This is a genomic window from Paenibacillus sambharensis, assembly GCF_003233845.1.
Lineage (GTDB): Bacteria > Bacillota > Bacilli > Paenibacillales > Paenibacillaceae > Paenibacillus_I > Paenibacillus_I sambharensis.
Genome location: NZ_QKRB01000044.1, coordinates 270,297 through 290,322, shown reverse-complemented (window position 1 = coordinate 290,322; position 20,026 = coordinate 270,297). Strand labels below are relative to the sequence as shown.

General features: G+C 54.2%; 13 protein-coding genes. 2 read left to right on the top strand and 11 right to left on the bottom strand.

Annotated elements, in window-relative coordinates:
• Nucleotides 1-7: 7 nt before the first annotated feature.
• The gene (locus DNH61_RS26395; RefSeq protein ID WP_181438691.1) at nucleotides 8-232 is read right to left on the bottom strand and encodes a cold-shock protein; all 225 of its coding nucleotides are present in this window, start codon (nucleotides 230-232) and stop codon (nucleotides 8-10) included.
• Nucleotides 233-694: 462 nt separating this feature from the next.
• Nucleotides 695-6,868 carry a rhamnogalacturonan lyase family protein gene (locus DNH61_RS27025; RefSeq protein WP_181438690.1) on the bottom strand — a complete coding sequence of 2,058 codons (6,174 nt, stop codon included), beginning with the start codon at nucleotides 6,866-6,868 and terminating at the stop codon, nucleotides 695-697.
• Between the two features lie 384 nt (nucleotides 6,869-7,252).
• Between DNH61_RS27025 and DNH61_RS12675 the strand changes: the two genes are divergently transcribed.
• Nucleotides 7,253-7,834 carry a TetR/AcrR family transcriptional regulator gene (locus tag DNH61_RS12675; protein WP_245948163.1) on the top strand — a complete coding sequence of 194 codons (582 nt, stop codon included), beginning with the start codon at nucleotides 7,253-7,255 and terminating at the stop codon, nucleotides 7,832-7,834.
• 150 nt (nucleotides 7,835-7,984) lie between these two features.
• Here DNH61_RS12675 and DNH61_RS12670 read toward each other — a convergent pair whose 3' ends face one another.
• The 7 genes from DNH61_RS12670 to DNH61_RS12640 form a co-directional block, all read right to left on the bottom strand.
• Complete coding sequence (locus tag DNH61_RS12670) at nucleotides 7,985-9,253, bottom strand: erythromycin esterase family protein (protein ID WP_111147018.1); 1,269 nt, start codon at nucleotides 9,251-9,253, stop codon at nucleotides 7,985-7,987.
• A gap of 188 nt (nucleotides 9,254-9,441) precedes the next feature.
• A complete protein-coding gene (pruA, locus tag DNH61_RS12665) occupies nucleotides 9,442-11,013 on the bottom strand; it encodes an L-glutamate gamma-semialdehyde dehydrogenase (protein WP_111147017.1) in 1,572 nt (523 codons plus the stop codon).
• A gap of 59 nt (nucleotides 11,014-11,072) precedes the next feature.
• Nucleotides 11,073-12,020, bottom strand: a complete 948-nt coding sequence (gene rocF / locus DNH61_RS12660; RefSeq protein ID WP_245948162.1) for an arginase — start codon at nucleotides 12,018-12,020, stop codon at nucleotides 11,073-11,075.
• Nucleotides 12,021-12,068: 48 nt separating this feature from the next.
• Nucleotides 12,069-13,271: an ornithine--oxo-acid transaminase gene (locus tag DNH61_RS12655; RefSeq protein ID WP_111147016.1), complete on the bottom strand. Its 1,203-nt coding sequence runs from the start codon at nucleotides 13,269-13,271 to the stop codon at nucleotides 12,069-12,071.
• A gap of 175 nt (nucleotides 13,272-13,446) precedes the next feature.
• Entirely contained in the window at nucleotides 13,447-14,169 is a 723-nt protein-coding gene (locus tag DNH61_RS12650) for an amino acid ABC transporter ATP-binding protein (RefSeq protein WP_111147015.1), read from the bottom strand.
• Complete coding sequence (locus DNH61_RS12645; RefSeq protein ID WP_111147014.1) at nucleotides 14,166-14,819, bottom strand: amino acid ABC transporter permease; 654 nt, start codon at nucleotides 14,817-14,819, stop codon at nucleotides 14,166-14,168. The genes DNH61_RS12650 and DNH61_RS12645 overlap by 4 nt, the downstream gene beginning before the upstream one ends.
• Nucleotides 14,820-14,875: 56 nt before the next feature.
• Nucleotides 14,876-15,709 (bottom strand): ABC transporter substrate-binding protein, encoded by an 834-nt coding sequence (locus tag DNH61_RS12640; RefSeq protein WP_111147013.1) that lies wholly within the window; start codon nucleotides 15,707-15,709, stop codon nucleotides 14,876-14,878.
• Between the two features lie 680 nt (nucleotides 15,710-16,389).
• Here DNH61_RS12640 and DNH61_RS12635 point away from each other — a divergent pair.
• The gene (locus tag DNH61_RS12635) at nucleotides 16,390-16,779 is read left to right on the top strand and encodes a hypothetical protein (protein WP_111147012.1); all 390 of its coding nucleotides are present in this window, start codon (nucleotides 16,390-16,392) and stop codon (nucleotides 16,777-16,779) included.
• Between the two features lie 96 nt (nucleotides 16,780-16,875).
• Here DNH61_RS12635 and DNH61_RS12630 read toward each other — a convergent pair whose 3' ends face one another.
• Nucleotides 16,876-18,207 (bottom strand): MEDS domain-containing protein, encoded by a 1,332-nt coding sequence (locus tag DNH61_RS12630; RefSeq protein ID WP_111147011.1) that lies wholly within the window; start codon nucleotides 18,205-18,207, stop codon nucleotides 16,876-16,878.
• Nucleotides 18,208-18,402: 195 nt separating this feature from the next.
• Nucleotides 18,403-19,878, bottom strand: coding sequence for a 4-hydroxyphenylacetate 3-monooxygenase, oxygenase component (gene hpaB / locus DNH61_RS12625; RefSeq protein ID WP_111147010.1), 1,476 nt, complete (start codon nucleotides 19,876-19,878; stop codon nucleotides 18,403-18,405).
• Between the last annotated feature and the right edge of the window lie 148 nt (nucleotides 19,879-20,026).

Sequence of the window (20,026 nt, the reverse complement as noted above, 5' to 3'; positions counted from 1 at the left end):
CAAGCTTTTATTTAACTGCATTCCTCACAGCGCGCTGATCCTGATTGGTGTTAACGAGCTGGGGAAGCATCCTGGCCTCCTTGGTCATGGGCGATTGACAGAGCTGACAAGTCGGTTCAACCGCAAAAGCAAAATTATCTCTCATCCATCCGTTGCAGCCGTCATTGGTACACGACCAGACTTCGGTCAATTCCTCGGGAACCTCTTCCACTTTCTTACGGGAATAATACACAGCTATGCAACCTCCTCGGCTAGATTCGAATGGAATACCACAGGCGGCAGTCAGACGCTTCGCCTCTCTTAGACCAGCCTGGGCCGTGGGACTTGGTATTCTGATCCCTCGTCCACCTTCCATACACTCCTATATATATGAGTGTACGGGCCAAGACAGAAATAAAAAAATCACACCATGCGCAAGGTTTCAAAGCAAGCACCCTTTAAACCCCCGCCTAATGTGAGTGGATTCCATCTTTAGCTGTATCAACCATACCATAAATAAGCGGAAAAATCAAAAAAACAAGGGGGTGCAAGTGACTATTTCACGCTGAAAATCAGTACAAAATCCCGCTTTCGCCACCCGCAGTGACACCTGCCGCCGGGCATGCATCCATCCCCTTCATACTGTTTACCTCCGCTGCTTCATGAGAAAAAGGGACGGCTTGCGCCGCCCCTCCCTTACAAGCCCCGTACACACTTACTTGTTCAAAATCGTACGGGCCATCATAATCAGATCCACGATTTCAACTTTCCCGTCATTGTTCAGGTCATTCTTCTTCGCGGCATTCCAGCCTGGATCAGCTGAGGTCATGCCATAGCTCTTCGTCATAACAGCCAGGTCGCCAACCGACCGCTTCCCAATCTCATTATGGTCTTCCGGCTTGCTTACAAGGACAGAAGCACGAAATACGGTCACGGCTTGGCTGAGCTCCTTCAGCGCTGCTTCAATCTCCTGCTGCGATGCATCTTCCTTGTCAGCGACTGCTGCCGCAGCAGCAGCTGCAGCCTGCAGAGCAGCCTTGGACCCCGCCGGGTACTGGCCAGCACGCTTGCCTTCTACGGCCTCATCAAGCAGCTTCTGAGCTTGTGTAATCAGCTCCGCCAGATCAGACGCATTTGCAAGGTTAACTTGAAGAGAGTGTGTTGTCCCCTCGAGCTTCGTTTCCTTGCCCGCTCCGCTGGCTGCAATCAGGCTGGCAACCGAGATTCCAGCTGCACCCTTCTTCGCCTCCGGCTTCACCTGGAAGGCAAGCTTCAGCAATCCGTCCGCCGCCTTTGTCGGCTCTTCTCCAACATGAACGCCCAGGATGCGAACAACCCCCGGCTGCTCAGCATCATAGTCAGCCACAGCGAATTGGCTGTCATCCACAGGCATTACGGAGACGAACCGCAGCCGCTCGGCATCATAGTGAATCGTGATATCCTGCGCGGCTGCCTCTTCCTTACCCGCACCCAGACCATAAATCAAGTCAAAGGGCTCGCCAGAGGCACTGCGCTCCGGCCCTTTCAGAAATGGCTGGGAGCTTCCGTTATTCGGCTTAACGATGATATTCGCCTCTGCCTTAAAGCCGCCGTCCCGCGTTGCCGCGGTTATTGTCGTCCGTCCCGGCTTTACACCCGTCACAACACCACCCTCGCTGACCTCTGCAATGCTGCGGTCTGCGGACGTCCAGGTCACTTGTTTGTCAGACGCGCCTGCCGGTGAGATGACTGCCTTCAGCTGAAGCTGTTCACCTACCTTGACATCGGCTTTACCCGGCTCTACGGCTATGCCAGTAACCGGCGCACCTGCTCCCGCCGTGTAAATACGCGGCATAGCAGGCATCTCCATGCCGTGGCCCAGGAAGAAGCTGGTGTGCGGCGGCTGATTGTAGCCCACATTTTGCCATGCGATAGACAGACGGTAATGAGGATCATGCATCAGCGTAAAGATGCGGTGGTCCGTCACGGCAGTGGTTGTATAAATACGAAGCGCGCTGCTGTCCTCGGTCCGCCATACCGCCTCTTCGCGCCAGTCGCCGAACAGATCCGCCTGCAGAGCCGGTGTGCCCTTCGTGTGATTGTTCGAGTACGTCCCTGTCGCTGTGAGCAGGTTAACAAGCTTGCTCTGCTCGTAATCCCATTTATCAATTGTGCCGACGCCAACGCCTGCCTCTGCATTGAAGTTGTGGTCCAACAGCTCTCTCAGCAGATCGCCATCCCACCAGATTGCAAAGTTGGCAGATGGAATGGAGTCGGAAATCCGCTCTCCCTGTGCAGAATACAGGCCGCCTGTGCGGCTGTTCCAGGCGCCGGATACCGCCCAGGCCTCTGCGCCAGTATGCCGGGGATCAATATCTGCAGTTGCGCCCCGGCCGGTATCTTCACCGGTGTGCACGCCCCAGAGAACCTCGCCGGTCGCTACGTCACGCATGGAATACCCGTATGGCGATCCCTTGTTTTCCTGTGTAGAGAACACCTCTAGTCCAGGTCTTGCAGGGTTCAGATCGCTGACATGCAGCGCATCGCCATGCCCAAGCCCGGTCGAGTAAACACCAGTTCCGTCATCATCCACCACCATGTTGCCATAGACAATCTCATCCTTGCCGTCGCGATCCACATCCGCAACACTCAGGCTGTGATAACCCTGGCCGGCAAATGAGCCATAACCGTCATTCTTCGTATCAAAGGTCCACAGCTTCGTCAGTTCCCCATCCCGCCAGTTATAAGCTGCGAGAACCGATCTGGTGTAGATGCCTCTGGTAATGACCAGACTAGGACGTTCGCCGTCCAGGTAAGCAACGGCCGCCATCAGGCGGTCAACCCGGTTGCCATAGCCGTCTCCCCATGAATCAACCGTTCCGCGCGGCGGCTCATAATCGGTTGTAGCCAGCGCCTTGCCGGTCAGGCCGTCAAAGATTGTCAAGTATTCCGGCCCGCTCAGCACATAACCGGAGGAGTTGCGGAAGTCCTTCGACGGATCACCAATTGCAACGCCTTCTCCATCTACAGATCCATCCGCAGTCTTCATGGCAACTTCTGCTCTTCCGTCACCATCCAGGTCATAGACCATGAACTGCGTGTAGTGTGCACCCGCCCGGATGTTGCGGCCCAGATCAATCCGCCACAGCTGCGTACCATCGAGCTTATAGGCGTCAATGTACACATTGCCGGTATAACCGGCTTTTGAGTTGTCCTGGGAATTGCTCGGGTCCCACTTCACGATAAACTCATACTCCCCGTCGCCATCCAGGTCGCCTACACTGGCATCGTTAGCCCGGTAGGTATAGGGATCACCAAGCGGCGTTACGCCGTCTTCCGGCTTATTCAGCGGGATGTCCAGACTGCTTCCTCCCCAGACCTGTGCCGTTTCTCCCGACGGCTCTTCTCTGCCATCCACGACAGCTCTTACCTCGTATACAGCATCCGTCTTGCCCTTGCTGTCAAGATAATTCGTGCTGCCAGTCAGCGGCTCGCCGTTAAGCTTCTTGCCGTTGCGATACAGATTGAAGGCGATATTCTCAGGGTCCGTACCCAGCATCCGCCAGCCGACATAGACACCTTCATCCGTCTTCACGGCAACAAGCGCTCTCTTCAAGTACTCCATCTGCCTGCTAAGAACGGTTCCCGCCTCTGTCACCAGAGCCTCTGACAGCGGGGATACACCTCCTGCGTTAACCGCTGCGACCTTGTAAGAATAAGGAACCGTGGTCAGCACGTCCGTGTCCTTGAATGTCAGTTCTGCTGTCTTGCCAATCAGCACATAGCTCCCGTTCTTATCTGCCCGGAAGATCTGATAGGACAAGGCCTCCGGCACCTCATTCCACGTAATTGTGATTTCATTCTTCGTTACTGACACCGCCGACAGGTTCACCGGCGCAGGCGGCGCAGCGGCGTCTGGATCCGTCATGGAGACCAGGACCCGATCCGACGGGACCGATTCCAGTCCGGAGCCATCCAGTGATTCCAGCGTTGTAACTGTGTATTCGTATTCCGAGCCGATGACCGCTTCCTGGTCCGTATAGGAAGACTCCGCAACCTTCGCAAGCAGTACCGGAGCCGCAGCCTCGACATCCTTGCGGTATACCCCGTAGCCTGCCGCGCCTTCGACCGCCGTCCAGGACAGGGTCACGGAAGGACTATCTGGGTCCAGCGATTTGGAATCCGCTTTAAGGTCACCCGGCGCCTGGATAACTGGTGTAATCTCTACGGCGTTAACAATGGAGCTTTGGTCGGCAAACATGAAGTTCATCCTGCCGTCCTTCACTTCAATATTGTTAAAGACCTGCTCGGTTGTGCTGGCCTTGCCGGATGAATAAGTACCCAGATTCTTGCCTTCTATGGTGACGCTCGTACGCGCGGACGCGCCTGCCAGCATATCCCCGATCAGCACTTTAACGGAATAGATTCCGTTAGGGAGATCCACCTGGAACTCGAAGCCGCCGCCGCGCATAATGAAGTCCCGCTGCAGATCGTCGCCTGCCCCGCGGTCCCGGCCATCCATCCCCTCCGTCGTCAGAAGGCCGTAGCCTCGCTCCTCTGTATACTGCGTCTGTGGCGTGACAGCCGCATAGCCTTCTGCGACCGGGCTGGTTGTCAGACCGAAATCATACTTGAACTGCGCCTTCTTCATGCGAATGGTCAGCACGTCCGAAAGCTCCGACTCACCCAGTCCGTTGACGGCTGATACCCGCACCTGATACTCCTTGCCATCCTCCATGCCGCCAATCGTAATCTGCGGAACGGCTGCCGTCCCGATCAGCGTATAATCAGCGCCATCCTTCAGCTTCCTGTAGATCCGGTAAATATCCGCTCCTTCAGATGCATTCCAGTTCAGAGTCGCCGTAGCATTGCTGATACTGCCTGCCTTAAGGCCCTGCGGCTTCTCCGGCAGAGCATCCGGCGGCTCGATCCCCGTCACATACTCGGACAGCGGGAGGCCAAGGTCCTTGATCGCCCCGGATACCAGCCGCGCAAGCTGAATAGCTCCATACTCCTGGAAGTGGGTGTTATCCTGCACACCATTCATGAATGCCGGATAGATGCCCGGTTCCACATGCAGGAACACTGACAGCGTAGCTGCTGGGCCAATAGAGTCGTAATAGGCAACACTAAGGGCGCTAAGATCGACGAGCGGCACCTCCAGCTCCGCCGCAACTTCCTTCATGCCCTTTACGTATTCCGGGAAGCTGACATTGAACTTGCCGGTCTCCGGATTGAAATCTCTGCGTCCTACCGGTGTCACCAGAATAGGGACGGCTCCCCGCTGACGCGCACCGTTCACGTAGGTTTTGAGATAATTCTTATAATCTGGAACGGATGCATACCGCTCCGGCCTGCTGATCGTCGCATCGTTATGGCCAAACTGGATAAGGAAATAGTCATTCGGCTTGATGGCACGGAAAATAGCATCCAGTCTTCCCTGCTCAAGGAACGACTTCGTACTGCGTCCCCCGATGGCATGATTGTGGAAGACGATGGAATCATCGAAGAACCGGCCGATCATCTGGCCCCAGCCTGCCTCCGGCTTCCAGTATTCATCATAGGTCTGAACGGTGGAGTCTCCAGCTATATAGACCTCAGGCAGACTGCCAGCCTCACGCTCCGGAAGCTTCTTGACGATCAGCCCGTTCAGCTTCGGTGCCGCGCCGCTGAACTCCAGGCTCAGCTGTCCATCTGTCAGAGCAATGTCAAAGGTGCGCTCCATATACTCACCCGCCGCTACAGGCGTGAGCTGGATTTTCTCAATTAACTCCGCTTTGACTGCGATCTCGGACGCTTCCGCCGAATCGCCAGCGATAACCGTCACGCTGTAGTCACCGTTAGGCAGATCTAGCAGGAAGGCCGTACCCGCCGGCACACTGAAATCCGATTTCAGCGCATCGCCTGTATCGCGGCTCCCCGCCCCTACCTTCTGAGGATCGGCAAAGCCATACTTCCGCTCCGCGGCATAAGCAGCCGAGGATTCCACCTTCAGATAGCCCTCCGCCTGCTCACCAGGCCCAAAGTCAAACTGGTATGGCAGCGCTTCCGGAAGCGACTGCGGCGGATTCATCTCCCCGCTGACTTCCGCGGCAACCGGAAGGCTTGGTTCGGATTCCTGGCCATCCAGGCCGATCGAAGTCACTCGATACATATAGCTCATGCCCGCTTCGACCCCCGTATCCGTATAGCTTGGAGTCTCTGTGCTCCCGAGCTTCTGATAGCTATCCCCTTCGTAAACCGAACGGTACACGCTGTATCCCGAAGCAGCAGGAGATTCTGTCCACTTCAGGCCTACTCCTGCAGCACTCGATCCCAAGACCGTGAGCCCTGTTGGGGCTGCGGGAGCTGCCGGCGGCTCAGCCTCAGCTTTCTCAATTACCACACCGTTCACATAAGCGCCAACGCCATTGCCGCTGAACGCCAGCTCCAGCTTTCCGCCCGTGACAGCCGCCGGGTAGGTCGCTTGCGAAACCGCCTGTCGGGTGCTGATCGTACCCATCAGCTCTCCGCCAATCGTCGTGCGGGTATTGGTCGTCGATGTTCCTGTGAGCAGGTCACCCGAATAGACGGTTACATTATAGTTGCCGTCCGGAATATTCACGATAAAAGAGAATGCGCTTCCAAGGACAAAGTCGGCAGCCATCGCATCTGCTTCTGTCCCGCCCCGGTGCCTTGAGGCAACAGCAGCCGACAGGCCATAACCCGTTTCCTCTGTATACAGCAGTTCCTCGTGAATGCCCGTATAGCCATCAAGGACCGGGCTTGTCTTCGTGCCAAAATCAAACTTCCACACGGCCTGTTCCGCATGGACGGTTTGCAATCCGGCTCCAACAGCCGGCATAACGGTATAGACCAGCATGACCATTGCAAGCAGCAGCGTCCATCCCTTATTAAATCTTCGGTTCAAAACGATGATCCCTCACTTTCCTAATATATGATTGGTGTTACCATGCCGCGTATCATCAATCCCGGCTGTTATAACTGCAGCACTCCCCCTTTACTCAAGGTATTGGAAGACCGGTGTCCAAGGATGTAAGTGCTTTCTTTCCCAATCATACGGGCTGCCTGCTGTCTTCTCTATTCAATTTGCCGTCTTCTTTGCCCAAAAAACCGACCTATCCTCAGCCGGCGCTGCGAAAATTGTTTGTTCTTGTCTATTGAATATGCCCGTCCTAACGTATGCTCTTTGGTGGAATAACGCCAATCTCAGGCACCCAGAAAAACGGCTAACAATCCTAAAGTTTTACAGGGATCTTTTGACAAAATAAGCCGTGTCCTGTAAAGTACTTTCATGATCAAAAACAAAAAAACCACTAACCGGGAAACCGTGCTCCGTATAGCCGCCTCCCTGTTTCTGGAGCGGGGCTATCACTTAACGAGCATGGATGATATTGTCGCCGCCAGTAAAGTGTCCAAAACGAACATCTACTATCATTTTAAAGGGAAGGAGGATTTGCTCGCAGCGATCGTGGATGATCTGATTGCCCAATACAACCAAGCCATGGACGATACGGTTAGCAGAAGCGATCTGCCCGCAACGCAGAGGCTGATTATGCTGGTCAAGGGATTGGTGGATCAGTCGGTAACCGGTCTTGGAGGGAGCCCGTTTGTGACTTTATACACACAAGCTGCACAAGAAGCGGTCATGATACGTGCGAAGATCGGAGATTTCTTTCAATCTCAGATGACATTAGTGGAGAAGCTGTTGCAAGAAGGAGTGAACAAACGCGAGCTGGATCCCCAGCTGCCGGTCAAGGAAGCCGCAGCCATGATTATTGCCACAATTGAAGGAGGCTTGTTCCTGCAGCATACCGACCAGGACAATGACGTTGTAAGCCAGGTGCTCCAAGGGCTTGCTTATGCCCTTAAATAGCCGGCCGCAGGTGTTCATGCAACTGTCGGTTACCTCATCATAACGCAACCTGTTCTTATAAATTATAGGTACAGCGCAGACAACCCGGCACCGAGAGAAGCCAGGTTGTCTTTTTTGCTGCCCAATTCGGTTTCTGCTTTCTGCAATGCTTTAATACACTTCCACCGGTATACCAGCCAGCGGCTCAAGCGCCTTGGATCGCTCTACATGGATGAAGGCATCGTAGCGCTCCGACATGACGGACGGTACATAATTGCCGTAACGCTCATAGCGCGGATCATAGACAACGCCGATCGCTCGATGGGGAATGACCGTTCCATATACATCGTCCCGTCCGCGCAGCATCAGCCACTTGTCAAAGGCACCCGCGTTATGCATGGCTTCCTCCCAGCTGCCCTTCAGTGCAGCGGGAACCGTAACCCGCTCCATGGGACTTCCCCACTGCTTGCCGGCAATAACCGTGCCCTCATAAGTGCCGAAGCCGATCGCAAACACCTCATCCATTCCGTACGCCTCGCGGGCGAGCTGGCCGATGTTAACCATTCCCTCTGCCGCCATATCCGTGGCCCGGGCATCCCCGATATGCGTGTTATGCTCCCACACAATCGCCTTGGCGCCTTTGCCATACTGCCGGAGCAGAATATCCAGTGTCTCTGTCATATGCTGGTCGCGTATATTCCATGATTCAGGGCCGCCCTTCACCATAGCCTTGTAATACTGCTCTGCATTCACCGCCACAAGCGCGTTAATTTCCGCACTCAGAGCCTGCTCGTCGCCCTGCTCTTCCTGCTTATGGCGCTCTGTCCGCATCCGGTTAAGCAGCTCCACTACCTCCTGCTCGCAGTTGTCCTCCCGGAAGAACGAAGCCGATACTCCATAGGTCTGTTCATCCCGGCGGTATGGCTCGAAGCAGTCGAAAGCACGCCGTGCCTGTTCCAGATCGGGGGACCCGGTTCGCTCAAGATAGCTCATAATCTCATCCAGCGACTCCCACAGACTATAGACATCCAGTCCATAGAAGCCCGCCTTGTCCATACCTGTCCTGCTTTCATTGAAGGAATGCAGCCACCGGGTAAGGTCAGCAACCTCACGGTTTGCCCACATCCAGGTCGGCCAGCGGGTAAAAGCGTGGAGTGCCTGTTCGGCATGATGCGCAGTCTTCCCCTGCCCTTTAATATATCGGTTGACCTCATAGCAGGCAGGCCAGTCCCCTTCCACCGCGACAATCCGAAAGCCCTTGCGCTCAATCAGTCTCTTGGTAATCTCCGCCCGCATCGTATAAAACTCGGAGGTACCGTGGGAGGCCTCGCCGAGCAGCACGACCGAAGCATCGCCTGCCTGCTCCACAAGCTCATCCAGATTATCCGGACCGCTGATTCGAACCGCATCCGCACTGATCTGCTGTACCAGATCCTTCATCCTCATCCTCCTCCATTCGCTTGTCAACATTGTCTTGCCCTGCCTTAACATACCTTACCCCCTTCCCCTGCCCTCCATTCGCCAATAGAAAGCACAAATAACCGGCGGAAGATTCCACCGGTTATTACTTGCAACATGTCAGCCACTACTATATTTGCGGCCGTATCCGCTGCAGGTCTTCCTGCAGCCTAGCCGATTCTGCGCGAGGTGAGCTTCGCTTGGGTAAACAGCAGCAGATAGTCATGGCCGCCCGCCTTCGAATCGGTACCCGACATATTAAAGCCGCCGAACGGATGCACGCCCACGAGAGCGCCGGTGCATTTGCGGTTGATATAGAGGTTGCCGCAGTGCATCGTTTCAAGCGCCGTCTGAATCCGCTGCTCATTCCCCGAGAAGAAGGCTCCCGTAAGTCCAAACTCCGTATTATTATAAATGGCGATCGCTTCCTGCCAGTCCGATGCCTTGGCAAGCGCAAGCACCGGGCCGAAGATCTCCTCCTGCATGATAACCGCATCAGGAGCTGCATCGGCGAATACCGTCGGCTCAATGAAATAACCCCCGTCAAGGCCTTTGCCGCCGCCGGCGAGCAGCCGTCCTTCCTTGCGCCCCTTCTCGATATAACCTAATATGCGGTTATAGGACGTCTCATCAATTACAGGCCCTACAGGCGCATTATCCTCCGGCAAGCCCATCACCAGCTTCTTCGTCCGCTCCTCGACCATCGAGACCACCTTGTCATATACGGATTCCACGATCACCGCACGGGAGCCCGCGGAGCACTTCTGTCCCTGAAATCCAAATGCCGAAGCCACAATCGCATCTGCTGCTGCCTCAAGATCAGCCGTCTCATCGACAACAATGCCGTCCTTGCCGCCCATCTCCGCGATGACCCGCTTCATCCAGATCTGGCTCTCTGCCTGTTCAGCAGCAAGCTTGTTAATATGCAGGCCGACTTCCTTCGAGCCCGTGAAGCTGATGAATCTCGTCTTCGGATGGCCGGTCAGGTAGTCGCCAATCTCTCCGCCGCTTCCCGGAAGGTACTGAATCACGTTGGCGGGAACTCCGGCTTCCACCATTAATTCGTAGAACTTATAAGCGATGACCGGTGTCGTCGAAGCCGGCTTCAGAACAACGGTATTGCCGGCGACGAGCGCAGCCGAGGTCATGCCCGCACAGATGGCCAGCGGGAAATTCCAGGGCGGAATCACAACACCCACGCCCAGCGGTATGTAGGTCAGTTTATTGTCTTCTCCCGCAAGCTTCACAAGCGGCTGCCGTTCATTCGTCTCAGACAGCTTGATCATCTCTCTGGCGTAATACTCCAGAAAATCAATTGCTTCCGCCGTATCGGCATCCGCTTCTCCCCAGTTCTTGCCGGCCTCAAGCACCATCCATGCCGAGAACTCATGCTTGCGGCTGCGCATCAGCTCCGCAGCCTTTACCAGATATCCCGCCCGCTCCTCGGCAGGCACCTTCTTCCACAGCTCAAAGGCAGCTAATGCCGACTGCATGGCCTCCTCTGCAAGCTCCCGGCTTGCTTTTCCCACCGTCCCCACAACTTCGTCCTTCTTCGCGGGGTTAATGGATGTAATACGGCCATCTGTTTCGACAGCCTTCCCGTCTATGCGCAGCGGATAATGCTGGCCGAGCGAAGCACGTACCGCCGCCAGAGCGGACTGCATGGCCTTCTTGTTATCCTCTTGACTGAAATCTGTGAACGGTTCATTCGCAAATGGTGGAAACAGCTGATTTGTCATCATAATCCCTGCCTTCTCTATAAAATAAAGCTATCATGACTAAAGCTTATGCCGCATCTTGTTTATATAATTCGCTTGCCAAGCATGGAAGCAATCAGTTCAACTGCAAGCCTTGCTGTCCGGCCGCTTGGATCAAGCAGCGAATTGACCTCCACAACCTCCATAGAAGTAATCAGGCCAGACTCAGCCAGCAGCTCCAGGGCAAAATGCGCTTCCCGGTAGCTCAGCCCGCCCCTCACCGGTGTGCCGACACCCGGAGCTTCTACAGGATCGACCGAATCGATATCGAAGCTTAGATGGACGCCATCCGTTCCACTGCCCGCAATCTCCAGTGCCTTCTCCATGACGGCATGAATGCCCAGCCGGTCGATATCATGCATGGTGAAGCAGGCGATACCTTCCTTCCGGATCAGCTCACGTTCACCGGGATCGATATCCCGTGCGGCTACCATGACGATGTTCCCCTTCTTAATAGAAGGTCCGGCTCCCGGAATGTCCGCGTAGGAGAAACTGCGCAGCTTCCCCAGCGCAATCGCCAGCGACATCCCGTGCATATTGCCTGAATGGGTTGTAGCCTCCGTGTTCATGTCTGTATGGGCATCAATCCAGACGACCCCAAGGCTTGGATAATGAGCCGCCAGGCCGGCCATTGTGCCGATCGCAATGCTGTGATCCCCGCCCAGGATCAGCGGGAATGCACCGGATTCTACCGCAGCCGATACTTCCGTGCATACATTGCGGCTCATCTCCGCTACCTCGGCAAAATGCTTCAGCCTCTCGCCCGGAGCCGGAGCCGCCGCTGGCTTATCCGCACAGCTGACCCACACATCATCCGCCAGGTCATGCCCCAGGTTCCGGATCTGCCGTACCAGGCCAGCGTGCAGGATATCTCCAGGCCCCAGCTCTGTTCCGGCACGCCCCGCGCCAAGCCCGAACGGCACGTGGATAAGCTGCAGTTTCATCGCCTGCTTCTGAACAACCGCCTTCGCTTCCCGTTCCATCATACTCATCGTCCTTGCCTCCATTCGTTCGGTTCCTCTCCACAGTCCCCGATCTGACTATTCACTATGGACACTCGTCAACACAGCCTCAATGCGCTCCAGCGCCCAGTCGATATCAGCTTGATCGATAATAAGCGGCGGAGCAAAACGGATCGTCGTCTCATGCGTCTCCTTGCACAGCAGGCCCTCTGTCATCAGCTGCTCACAGTACGGCCTTGCCGCCGCATTCAACTCCAGCCCGATAAACAGGCCGCGCGCACGAATTTCCTTCACCAGCGGACTTCTGATCGCCGCGAGCTTCTCCGCAAAGTAAGCACCAAGCCGTTCTGACCGCTCCGCCAGCCTTTCCTCCTCCAGCACCTCAAGAGCTGCGATCGCCACCGCACAGGCAAGCGGATTGCCCCCGAAGGTAGAGCCGTGAGATCCGGGTTCGAATACATCCAGAATCTCACCATCAGCCGCGATCGCCGAGATCGGCATCACGCCGCCGCCAAGCGCTTTGCCCATCACATACACATCCGGCGTCACATCATCCCAGTCGCTTGCAAAGCGCCTTCCCGTCCGGCCAAAGCCGGTCTGGATTTCGTCAGCCACGAGCAGCACATTATGCTTGCGGCAGAGGGCCTCCGCTGCCTTCAGGAAGCCTTTGGGCGGGATCATGATGCCTGATTCGCCTTGGATCGGCTCGACGAGGAAGGCTGCCGTATGCGGTGTAATCGCCTGCTCCAGCGCCTCCAGGTCGCCGTAAGGGATAATCTTGAAGCCCGGTGTGAACGGGCCAAAGTCCTTCTTGTACTCCGGTGATGAAGAGAACGAGGTAACCGTAATCGTACGTCCATGGAAATTTCCGTCGCAGACGATGATTTCGGCCTGATTTTCCGGCACGCCCTTCACCCGGTAAGCCCACCTGCGGACCGCCTTGACCGCGGTTTCCACTGCCTCGGCTCCCGTGTTCATTGCTAAGATTTTTGACTTGCCAGTATATTTCGACAATTTATGATAAAAGAGTCCCGCCGTGCTGCTGTGAAAGGCCCGGGATGTCAGTGTAACCATGTCCGCCTGGTCCTTCAGCGCCTGAATAATCTTTGGATGACGGTGCCCCTGATTGAGCGCGGAGTAGGCACTGAGCATATCCATGTAGCGGTTGCCCTCCGGGTCCTCGACCCAAATGCCCTCCGCCCTCGAGATCACAATCGGCAGCGGATGATAGTTGTGCGCGCTGTATGTATTGGAAAGCTCCATAAACGTTGTTGATTTCATGAATCAGCCCACCTATTCGGTTTAGTATGATTACTTGTATTTTGTATACAATATACAAAATACAATATACATATGCCTTGTTAAGAAATCCTGAGAGGCGGTCAAGCCTCTCAGGCAGCTAAAGGAAAATACAACGAAAGCTTGATTTATTACATTCCATTCGAGATTAACAGCCCTACAGAACCTTGGATAAGAAGTCCTGCGTGCGCGGATGCTGCGGGTTCTGGAGCACCTCACGCGGCACTCCCTCTTCCACGATGTTGCCGCCGTCCATGAAGAGCAGCCGGTCGCCAACCTCGCGGGCAAAGCCCATCTCGTGGGTGACGATCACCATCGTCATGCCATTCTGTGCAAGCTTCTTCATCACATCCAGCACTTCGCCGACCATCTCGGGATCAAGCGCGGAGGTCGGTTCGTCGAACAGCATGACATCCGGCTGCATCGCGAGTGCCCGGGCGATGGCTATCCGCTGCTTCTGGCCGCCGGACAGCGAGTCGGGATAAGCGTTTCGCTTATCCTCCAGCCCGACAGAACGGAGCAGATCCACGGCGGTGGCTTCCGCCTTGTCCTTGCTCATATTCTTGAGCTTCCGGGGTCCCAGTGTCAGGTTCTCCATTACGCTCATATGAGGGAACAGGTTGAAATGCTGGAACACCATCCCCATCTTCTGGCGGATCGCATTGAGCTCAGACTGTTTGTTCACAATCTTCTGTCCCTCGAATACGATCTCGCCAGCTGTCGGCACCTCCAGGAAATTGAGGCAGCGGAGAAACGTACTCTTGCCGGAGCCGCTTGGTCCGATGACCACCACTACCTCGCCCTGGCGGATTTCCGTATCGATTCCCTTCAGAATATCCAGCTTGCCAAACGATTTACGCAGTCCCTGGACTTTAATCATTGGTTTCTCAACTTCCTTTCCAAGGCGCCGAGCAGCTTCGACAGCGTAAAGGTAAGAATGAAGTAGACACCTGCTGCAACGAGCAGCGGCTCAAGCGGCAGGAACAGATTGCCCTGCAGCGTTCTTGCTGTATACATAATTTCCGCTATGCCGATAACCGAAACCAGTGAGGAGTCCTTAATAATGATAATGAACTCGTTGCCGATTGCCGGCAGCATGTTGCGGAATGCCTGCGGCAGTACGATGTACCGCATGGCCATTCCCTTGGACAATCCCAGTGAACGCGCGGCCTCAGTCTGACCTTTGTCAATCGCCATGATGCCAGCCCGGAATACCTCGGCCATATAGGCAGCACTGTTAATCGTAAGGGCGATTATACCCGATTGGAAGGGTGCAAAGTCCAGCCCAAACTGGGTGAGACCGTAGTGAATAATGAAAATCTGCACCAGCATCGGTGTCCCTCTGACCAGCTCAATGTAAGCTGTTGCGAGGAACCTGACCACCCAAATGCCCGAGAGGCGCATAAGGGCGAATCCGATACCAAGAATGGTACCCAGCAGCACGCCGAAGAACGACAGCTGCAGGGTTATCCAGGCGGCACTGGCATAGCTCTGCCAGTGGTCCGCCAGAAACGAAAAATCCAGATTCATCGCTAACTACTCCGTCCGTTTGTATTCGCCTTGGCTGAACGATCTCTTGCTATAGACTATTCGCCAACCAGCTCGTTCGCTTCCACCACGAAGCGGTCAATGTCGCCTGCTGCCATCAGCCGCTCGAGCGTTTTGTTAATATTCTCCAGAAGCTCAGCATTCCCCTTCTTCACGGCAACTGCCGCACCCGACTCTTCTTTCGGCTGTTCGATCTTCGCATCCGCAAGCGCGATGTCATCCTGCTTCAGCACGTATTGGTCAGCAACCGGCTTCTCCAGAATCAGCGCATCGACACGGCCGGTCTGCAGCTCCATGATCAGCTCGGGGATCTTGCCAAGGGATGTCAGCTTAGCGCCTTCAATCTCCTGCGCGATGCCTTCCTGAATGGAGCCCTTCTGCACGCCGACCTTCTTGCCGGACAGCGATTCAAGCGTCGGGAACTCGGCCAGACGGTCCTTCTTCACCAGGACACCCTGCTCGGCATAATAGTAGATCTCCGAGAAATCTACATTCTCCGCACGCTCAGGTGTTGGTGTCATACCGGAGATGACCATATCCACCTTGCCGGCGTTCAGCGCCATCAGCAGACCGTCAAAATCCATGTTCTGAATGACCAGCTCAGCGTTCATATCCTTGGCAATTTCCTTGGCAATTTCAATATCGAAACCAACGATTGTATTCTTACCGTCAATCATCTTCTGAAACTCATATGGCGCATAGTCCGCACTTGTACCAAGAACCAGCTTCGTCTGCTGTTCTGTCGGCTCCGTACTCCCCCCTGCCTGGCTGTTATTTGCCGGAGCAGGATCATTAGCGCCTTTGCTTCCTTGTCCGCAGGCTGTCAGTGCCAGCGTTGTTACCATGGTGATAAGCAGTAAAAACTTCTTCATCTGTCATCTCTCCCAAGACTTTAATGTAATTTCTTTGATGCAGGAGGTTCCCGGCACCCTGAATTTCAACCCATTCCCAAAATCTGTATACAATATACATGACATCACATATCTTATGTATGTGAAGTATTATAACATCGTGTATTGGAAACGGCAAGAATATTGGTTATTTAGCCAAAAAACCATGATCAGTCACGGCAGGTTTTTCGTTTGGGAAGTAATCTCTCCCGCATAACCTAACATGCACATGACATCACTTCCCTCGTTCAAAGATGCTATCTCATTATAACACTGGACTGTATAATATGCATATATATTAACGGCATTTTTATGACACTGTTTTTTCCAGTAGGCTAAAATCCTACATGTTTCAAGACAAGCTGCATGATTTGCAGCTAAAAGCGGCCACTATCTTGTCATTTCTATACTGTATAAATATGCGATTCTACTCTTCTCAAGCCAGCTTTTTAAGGAAACCCTTTGCTTCTTTTAAGGCTTTCTTAATGTTTGCATGCGATAATACTTCTGCCAGGGGGTAACTACACCAGACATTCCAGATCATCAGCAGCTGTTACAAAAAAACCGGAACGGGGTATCTAAATAAACGTAGTAGAGAATATACATACGCGAGCTTTTCGATACTGCAGATTCTAAATGATCAGGAAAAGAGGAATTCATATATGAGTCCCAAACGCATTATTGTTGTCGGTACGATAGCATTCGCCATCACCATCAGCTCCATGATCGGCTCGGACAATGCAAACGCCCAAACGGCCATTGCTCCTCAGATCATGAAGCAGGATACCGGTGACGGCTTCCTCCGGGCACTTGGTGCAGCAGATGAGGAAGAAGTATACCAGGCGCTGTACACAGGCATGTCGCTCGCTGAACTGGCAGAGTCGCACAATTCAGATGTTCAGGAGCTTATCCGCCTGCAAATCGCTGAGCTGACAGCTCAACTGGATGAGCGCCTTGCTTCGGGCAGCCTCACATTGGAGGATTACCAGGCACAGAAGGCCGAACTGCCAGAGATCATTATAAGCAGCGTCTTCGGTCTGAACGGACGTTAATATCACACAGCCGGCCGCAGGAAGCAGCCGGACATACAGCAGCCACCCCGGGGCCGAAAGCCCGGGGTGGCTGCTGTATGTTCAGAGCTTGCTTAACTAGTCAGTACTATCCCCTTCGGACAAGGGCAGGGTTACCTTCATCAGGGTACCCGTATGCAGCCTGCTGTTAACCTCTATTCGGCCGCCGAAGTGATCGAGCAGCTTCTTGACCATGAACAAGCCAATCCCCTGTCCGCTGCGCTCTACATTCATCTTCTCGTACTTGCGGAACAGCTTCCTGACCTGCTCCTCACTCATTCCGATCCCCTCATCCCGGATCGCCACCACCAATTCGCCATCCTCTGCAAATGCCTCGATACGAATACGTCCGCCTTCATGACTATACTTGATCGCATTGCTCAGCAGATTGGAGACAATTAACTTCAGGCCGATCACATTGCCGTAAATCTGCTCTCCCTCAAGCTCCAGACAGCTGTCGAAGCCAATCGCCTGCGTCCGTGCTTTTGTCTCCATTATGGCATTTACTTCCTCCAGCACCGGCAGGACTTTGATCCATGTCTTCTCCCACAGGGATTCCGTAGACAGCATCTGCTCCGTATTAATAATGTGAGCCATTTCATTATCAATAACATCCGCATAATCTGTAATCGACTGCAGCTTATACCGGCTGGCGCCGTCCTTCTCCTGTTCCATCAGCATCCTCGCATAGGCCTTGATGACAGTAAGCGGATTGCGTACCTCATGGGAAACCACGTGCACGAAGTCCAGCTTCTGCTTATACAGATCCACCTCTGACTGCATCTGGGCCTGAACGGCCAGCGATGGGAACAGCACGCCCTGCTCCTTCTTGTCATACAGCATGGAAGGTGTCAGCGAGGTATCGGTCATGAAGTACTCATGGGACTTAAGCAGCTCATTCTGCACCGCAGCAGGCACCTTGCGGCCATCATAAACACATACGCCAAACAACCCCATATCACTGAACAGGTCGTCGCAGTACCGCTCGTATTCCTGCAGCACCGAGAAGATCGCTTCGCTATTGTCCACCCAATAGACATGCCCCCATGACCGGACTGGCTGCCCGCCTGCCTGCATCGTCCGCGCCAGTTTGCCAAGCTCGTCCCTATAGAGACCTTCTCCCAGGCTTTCGCACCTATAGAACCACTCATGAGCAATAAAGTGAATCCGGCTAACTGCCTGCTCCAATCCAGAGCCGGCAAGCATTTTACAGATTAGCTCATAATTCTCTTCACTGTCCAGCAGCAATATCTGTTGATTCTGCTCCAACCCGGCGCGGACAAATGCAAACGCATTATCCATATAACCTTCATCCGAGCTGTAGAAATATAAAATATGCGCCCCTTCGGACACATCCATATGATCCGTCAACGAAATCGCTCTTGCTCTTCCTCTTGCTCTGCTCGTCATAGAAACCTCGATTACTTGTATTTATTCCTTCTCACCAATTCCACATTTTTCTCCCGAATCCTCTTTATTTTGCAGCTTCAGGCCAACTTTTGTGTCATAACATGTCCACCAGGACGGCTTCTTCCCCCGGCAAGGATTATAGACCAGAACGCAGGCAGCTTCCTGATAAGCAAAAAGAAAGACCCGCCCCGTTTGTTATGGCGAGCCTTGACCCGGAATCCGCTCCAGAAACCTGTTCACTGCTGAAATTGCATAGAGCCGGTCATATTCAGCCGAGAGGCGCTTTCCCGCCCGTGCCGGGTCCCCGAAGAAAAACCGTTCGTACAATACCTGCCGCGCGCCAAAGCTGCTCATCGACATATCCCACGCCAGCCGAAACAGCTTCACCCGTTCCATGCCGGTATGAAGTTCCGTTCCAAGATAGGCATTCAGATGATTGTGAGGAGGCCCGGCAAAATCCGTCTCCGTTGGCGTCATGACAAGTCCGCTCGCACCAATTAACTGGATAATCTCTGCAAACCGCGGATAAACTCTTGGAAAATACGTCATGGCCGTATGGATCGCCGTCTGATCCGGCATCATGGTGCCCCACTCATCCAGCTCCGCTCGCTCCTCAGCAGCTGTGAGCAGCGCGTTCATGACCTCCAGTGATACAATCACCTCAGAGAGCTTATCCTGAATATGCAGATACTCCCCGATGTTAAGTGTGTCAATCAGAAGCTGAATGGTGCCAAGGAAAAATTCGGTCTTTACGATCTGTCTGGCGACAACCTGATGACCCAGATGCGTGTAAAAGTTGCTCTCATAGAAGAAGGAGTTCGCAAGACTGGTATCGCCGGCGAGGAAAACCCTCTCCCAGGGAACCAGCACATCCTCCATCACGACGATTGCATCCGGCTCCTCAAACTGTGCTGTGAGCGGGTAATCAGCGGCAGACATGCCGTTCTTGGTATAGGACTCCCGGCAGAGGAACGACAAGCCCTTCGTATCAGCCGGTATTGCGAACGCGAAGGCATAGGGATTGCGGTCCGGAGATGAATGCTTCGGGCACGGCCCCGGGAACACCAGAATTTCATCGGTAATCCCTCCCTGTGTGGCGACAATCGTTCCGCCGCTTACCACAATGCCATCCTCAGTCCAGCGGACGATTCGGGCCAAATCACCAAACTCAGCTGAATCCGTGGAGGAGCTTGCCCTGTTCGTCTGGGGCCTAATAAAGGTATGAGTAAGCGTAATATCGCGTTCCATGCAATAAGTATAATAACGCCTGATGTTCTCCGCGAACAGCGGATTGGATTCACCCAGCCGGTCCGCAGCTGCGTTCATAACCATTATGACAGTATTCATATAGTCCGGGGACCTGCCCATAAACCCGTGATGGATGGAGGCCCACTCCTGAACCATGGACCGGCGCCTGATGAGGTCGTCCTTCGTCCGTGGCGTGAGAAAGGATATGCCTACAGATTCACCGCCAGCAGGAGAGCGGAAGGTCATGCGCTCACAGTTATCTGGATGACACTGATAATCGTAAAGTGCAGCCTGTGTCCGGACCACGCCCTTGAACGCCGGGTGCTCGGCGACCGGTCCATTCACGGGAGCTCCGTTAATTTGTATGTTCGGCCGAAGGCCGTTGATCCGCCTTATATAGTCCGCTCCGTTCTTGATCGGCATGCGATCACCCCCATATATTTTATGGAGGACAGCAGCGAACGGTGCTTATCCGGCAAGAATCGGGAACAACCAGGGAATGTAATAGGGGCTATCCCATAAGTCATAACGACTTAGGGACGCCCCCGCTTCAGTTCATATAATAGTGAAG

Bases quoted from the DNA above. Each gene is read 5' to 3' on its own strand.
- DNH61_RS12675 (WP_245948163.1), top strand. From the start codon at position 7,253: ATGATCAAAAACAAAAAAACCACTAACCGGGAAACCGTGCTCCGTATA.
- DNH61_RS12670 (WP_111147018.1), bottom strand. From the start codon at position 9,253: ATGAAGGATCTGGTACAGCAGATCAGTGCGGATGCGGTTCGAATCAGC.
- pruA (WP_111147017.1), bottom strand. From the start codon at position 11,013: ATGATGACAAATCAGCTGTTTCCACCATTTGCGAATGAACCGTTCACA.
- rocF (WP_245948162.1), bottom strand. From the start codon at position 12,020: ATGAGTATGATGGAACGGGAAGCGAAGGCGGTTGTTCAGAAGCAGGCG.
- DNH61_RS12655 (WP_111147016.1), bottom strand. From the start codon at position 13,271: ATGAAATCAACAACGTTTATGGAGCTTTCCAATACATACAGCGCGCAC.
- DNH61_RS12650 (WP_111147015.1), bottom strand. From the start codon at position 14,169: ATGATTAAAGTCCAGGGACTGCGTAAATCGTTTGGCAAGCTGGATATT.
- DNH61_RS12645 (WP_111147014.1), bottom strand. From the start codon at position 14,819: ATGAATCTGGATTTTTCGTTTCTGGCGGACCACTGGCAGAGCTATGCC.
- DNH61_RS12640 (WP_111147013.1), bottom strand. From the start codon at position 15,709: ATGAAGAAGTTTTTACTGCTTATCACCATGGTAACAACGCTGGCACTG.
- DNH61_RS12635 (WP_111147012.1), top strand. From the start codon at position 16,390: ATGAGTCCCAAACGCATTATTGTTGTCGGTACGATAGCATTCGCCATC.
- DNH61_RS12630 (WP_111147011.1), bottom strand. From the start codon at position 18,207: ATGACGAGCAGAGCAAGAGGAAGAGCAAGAGCGATTTCGTTGACGGAT.
- hpaB (WP_111147010.1), bottom strand. From the start codon at position 19,878: ATGCCGATCAAGAACGGAGCGGACTATATAAGGCGGATCAACGGCCTT.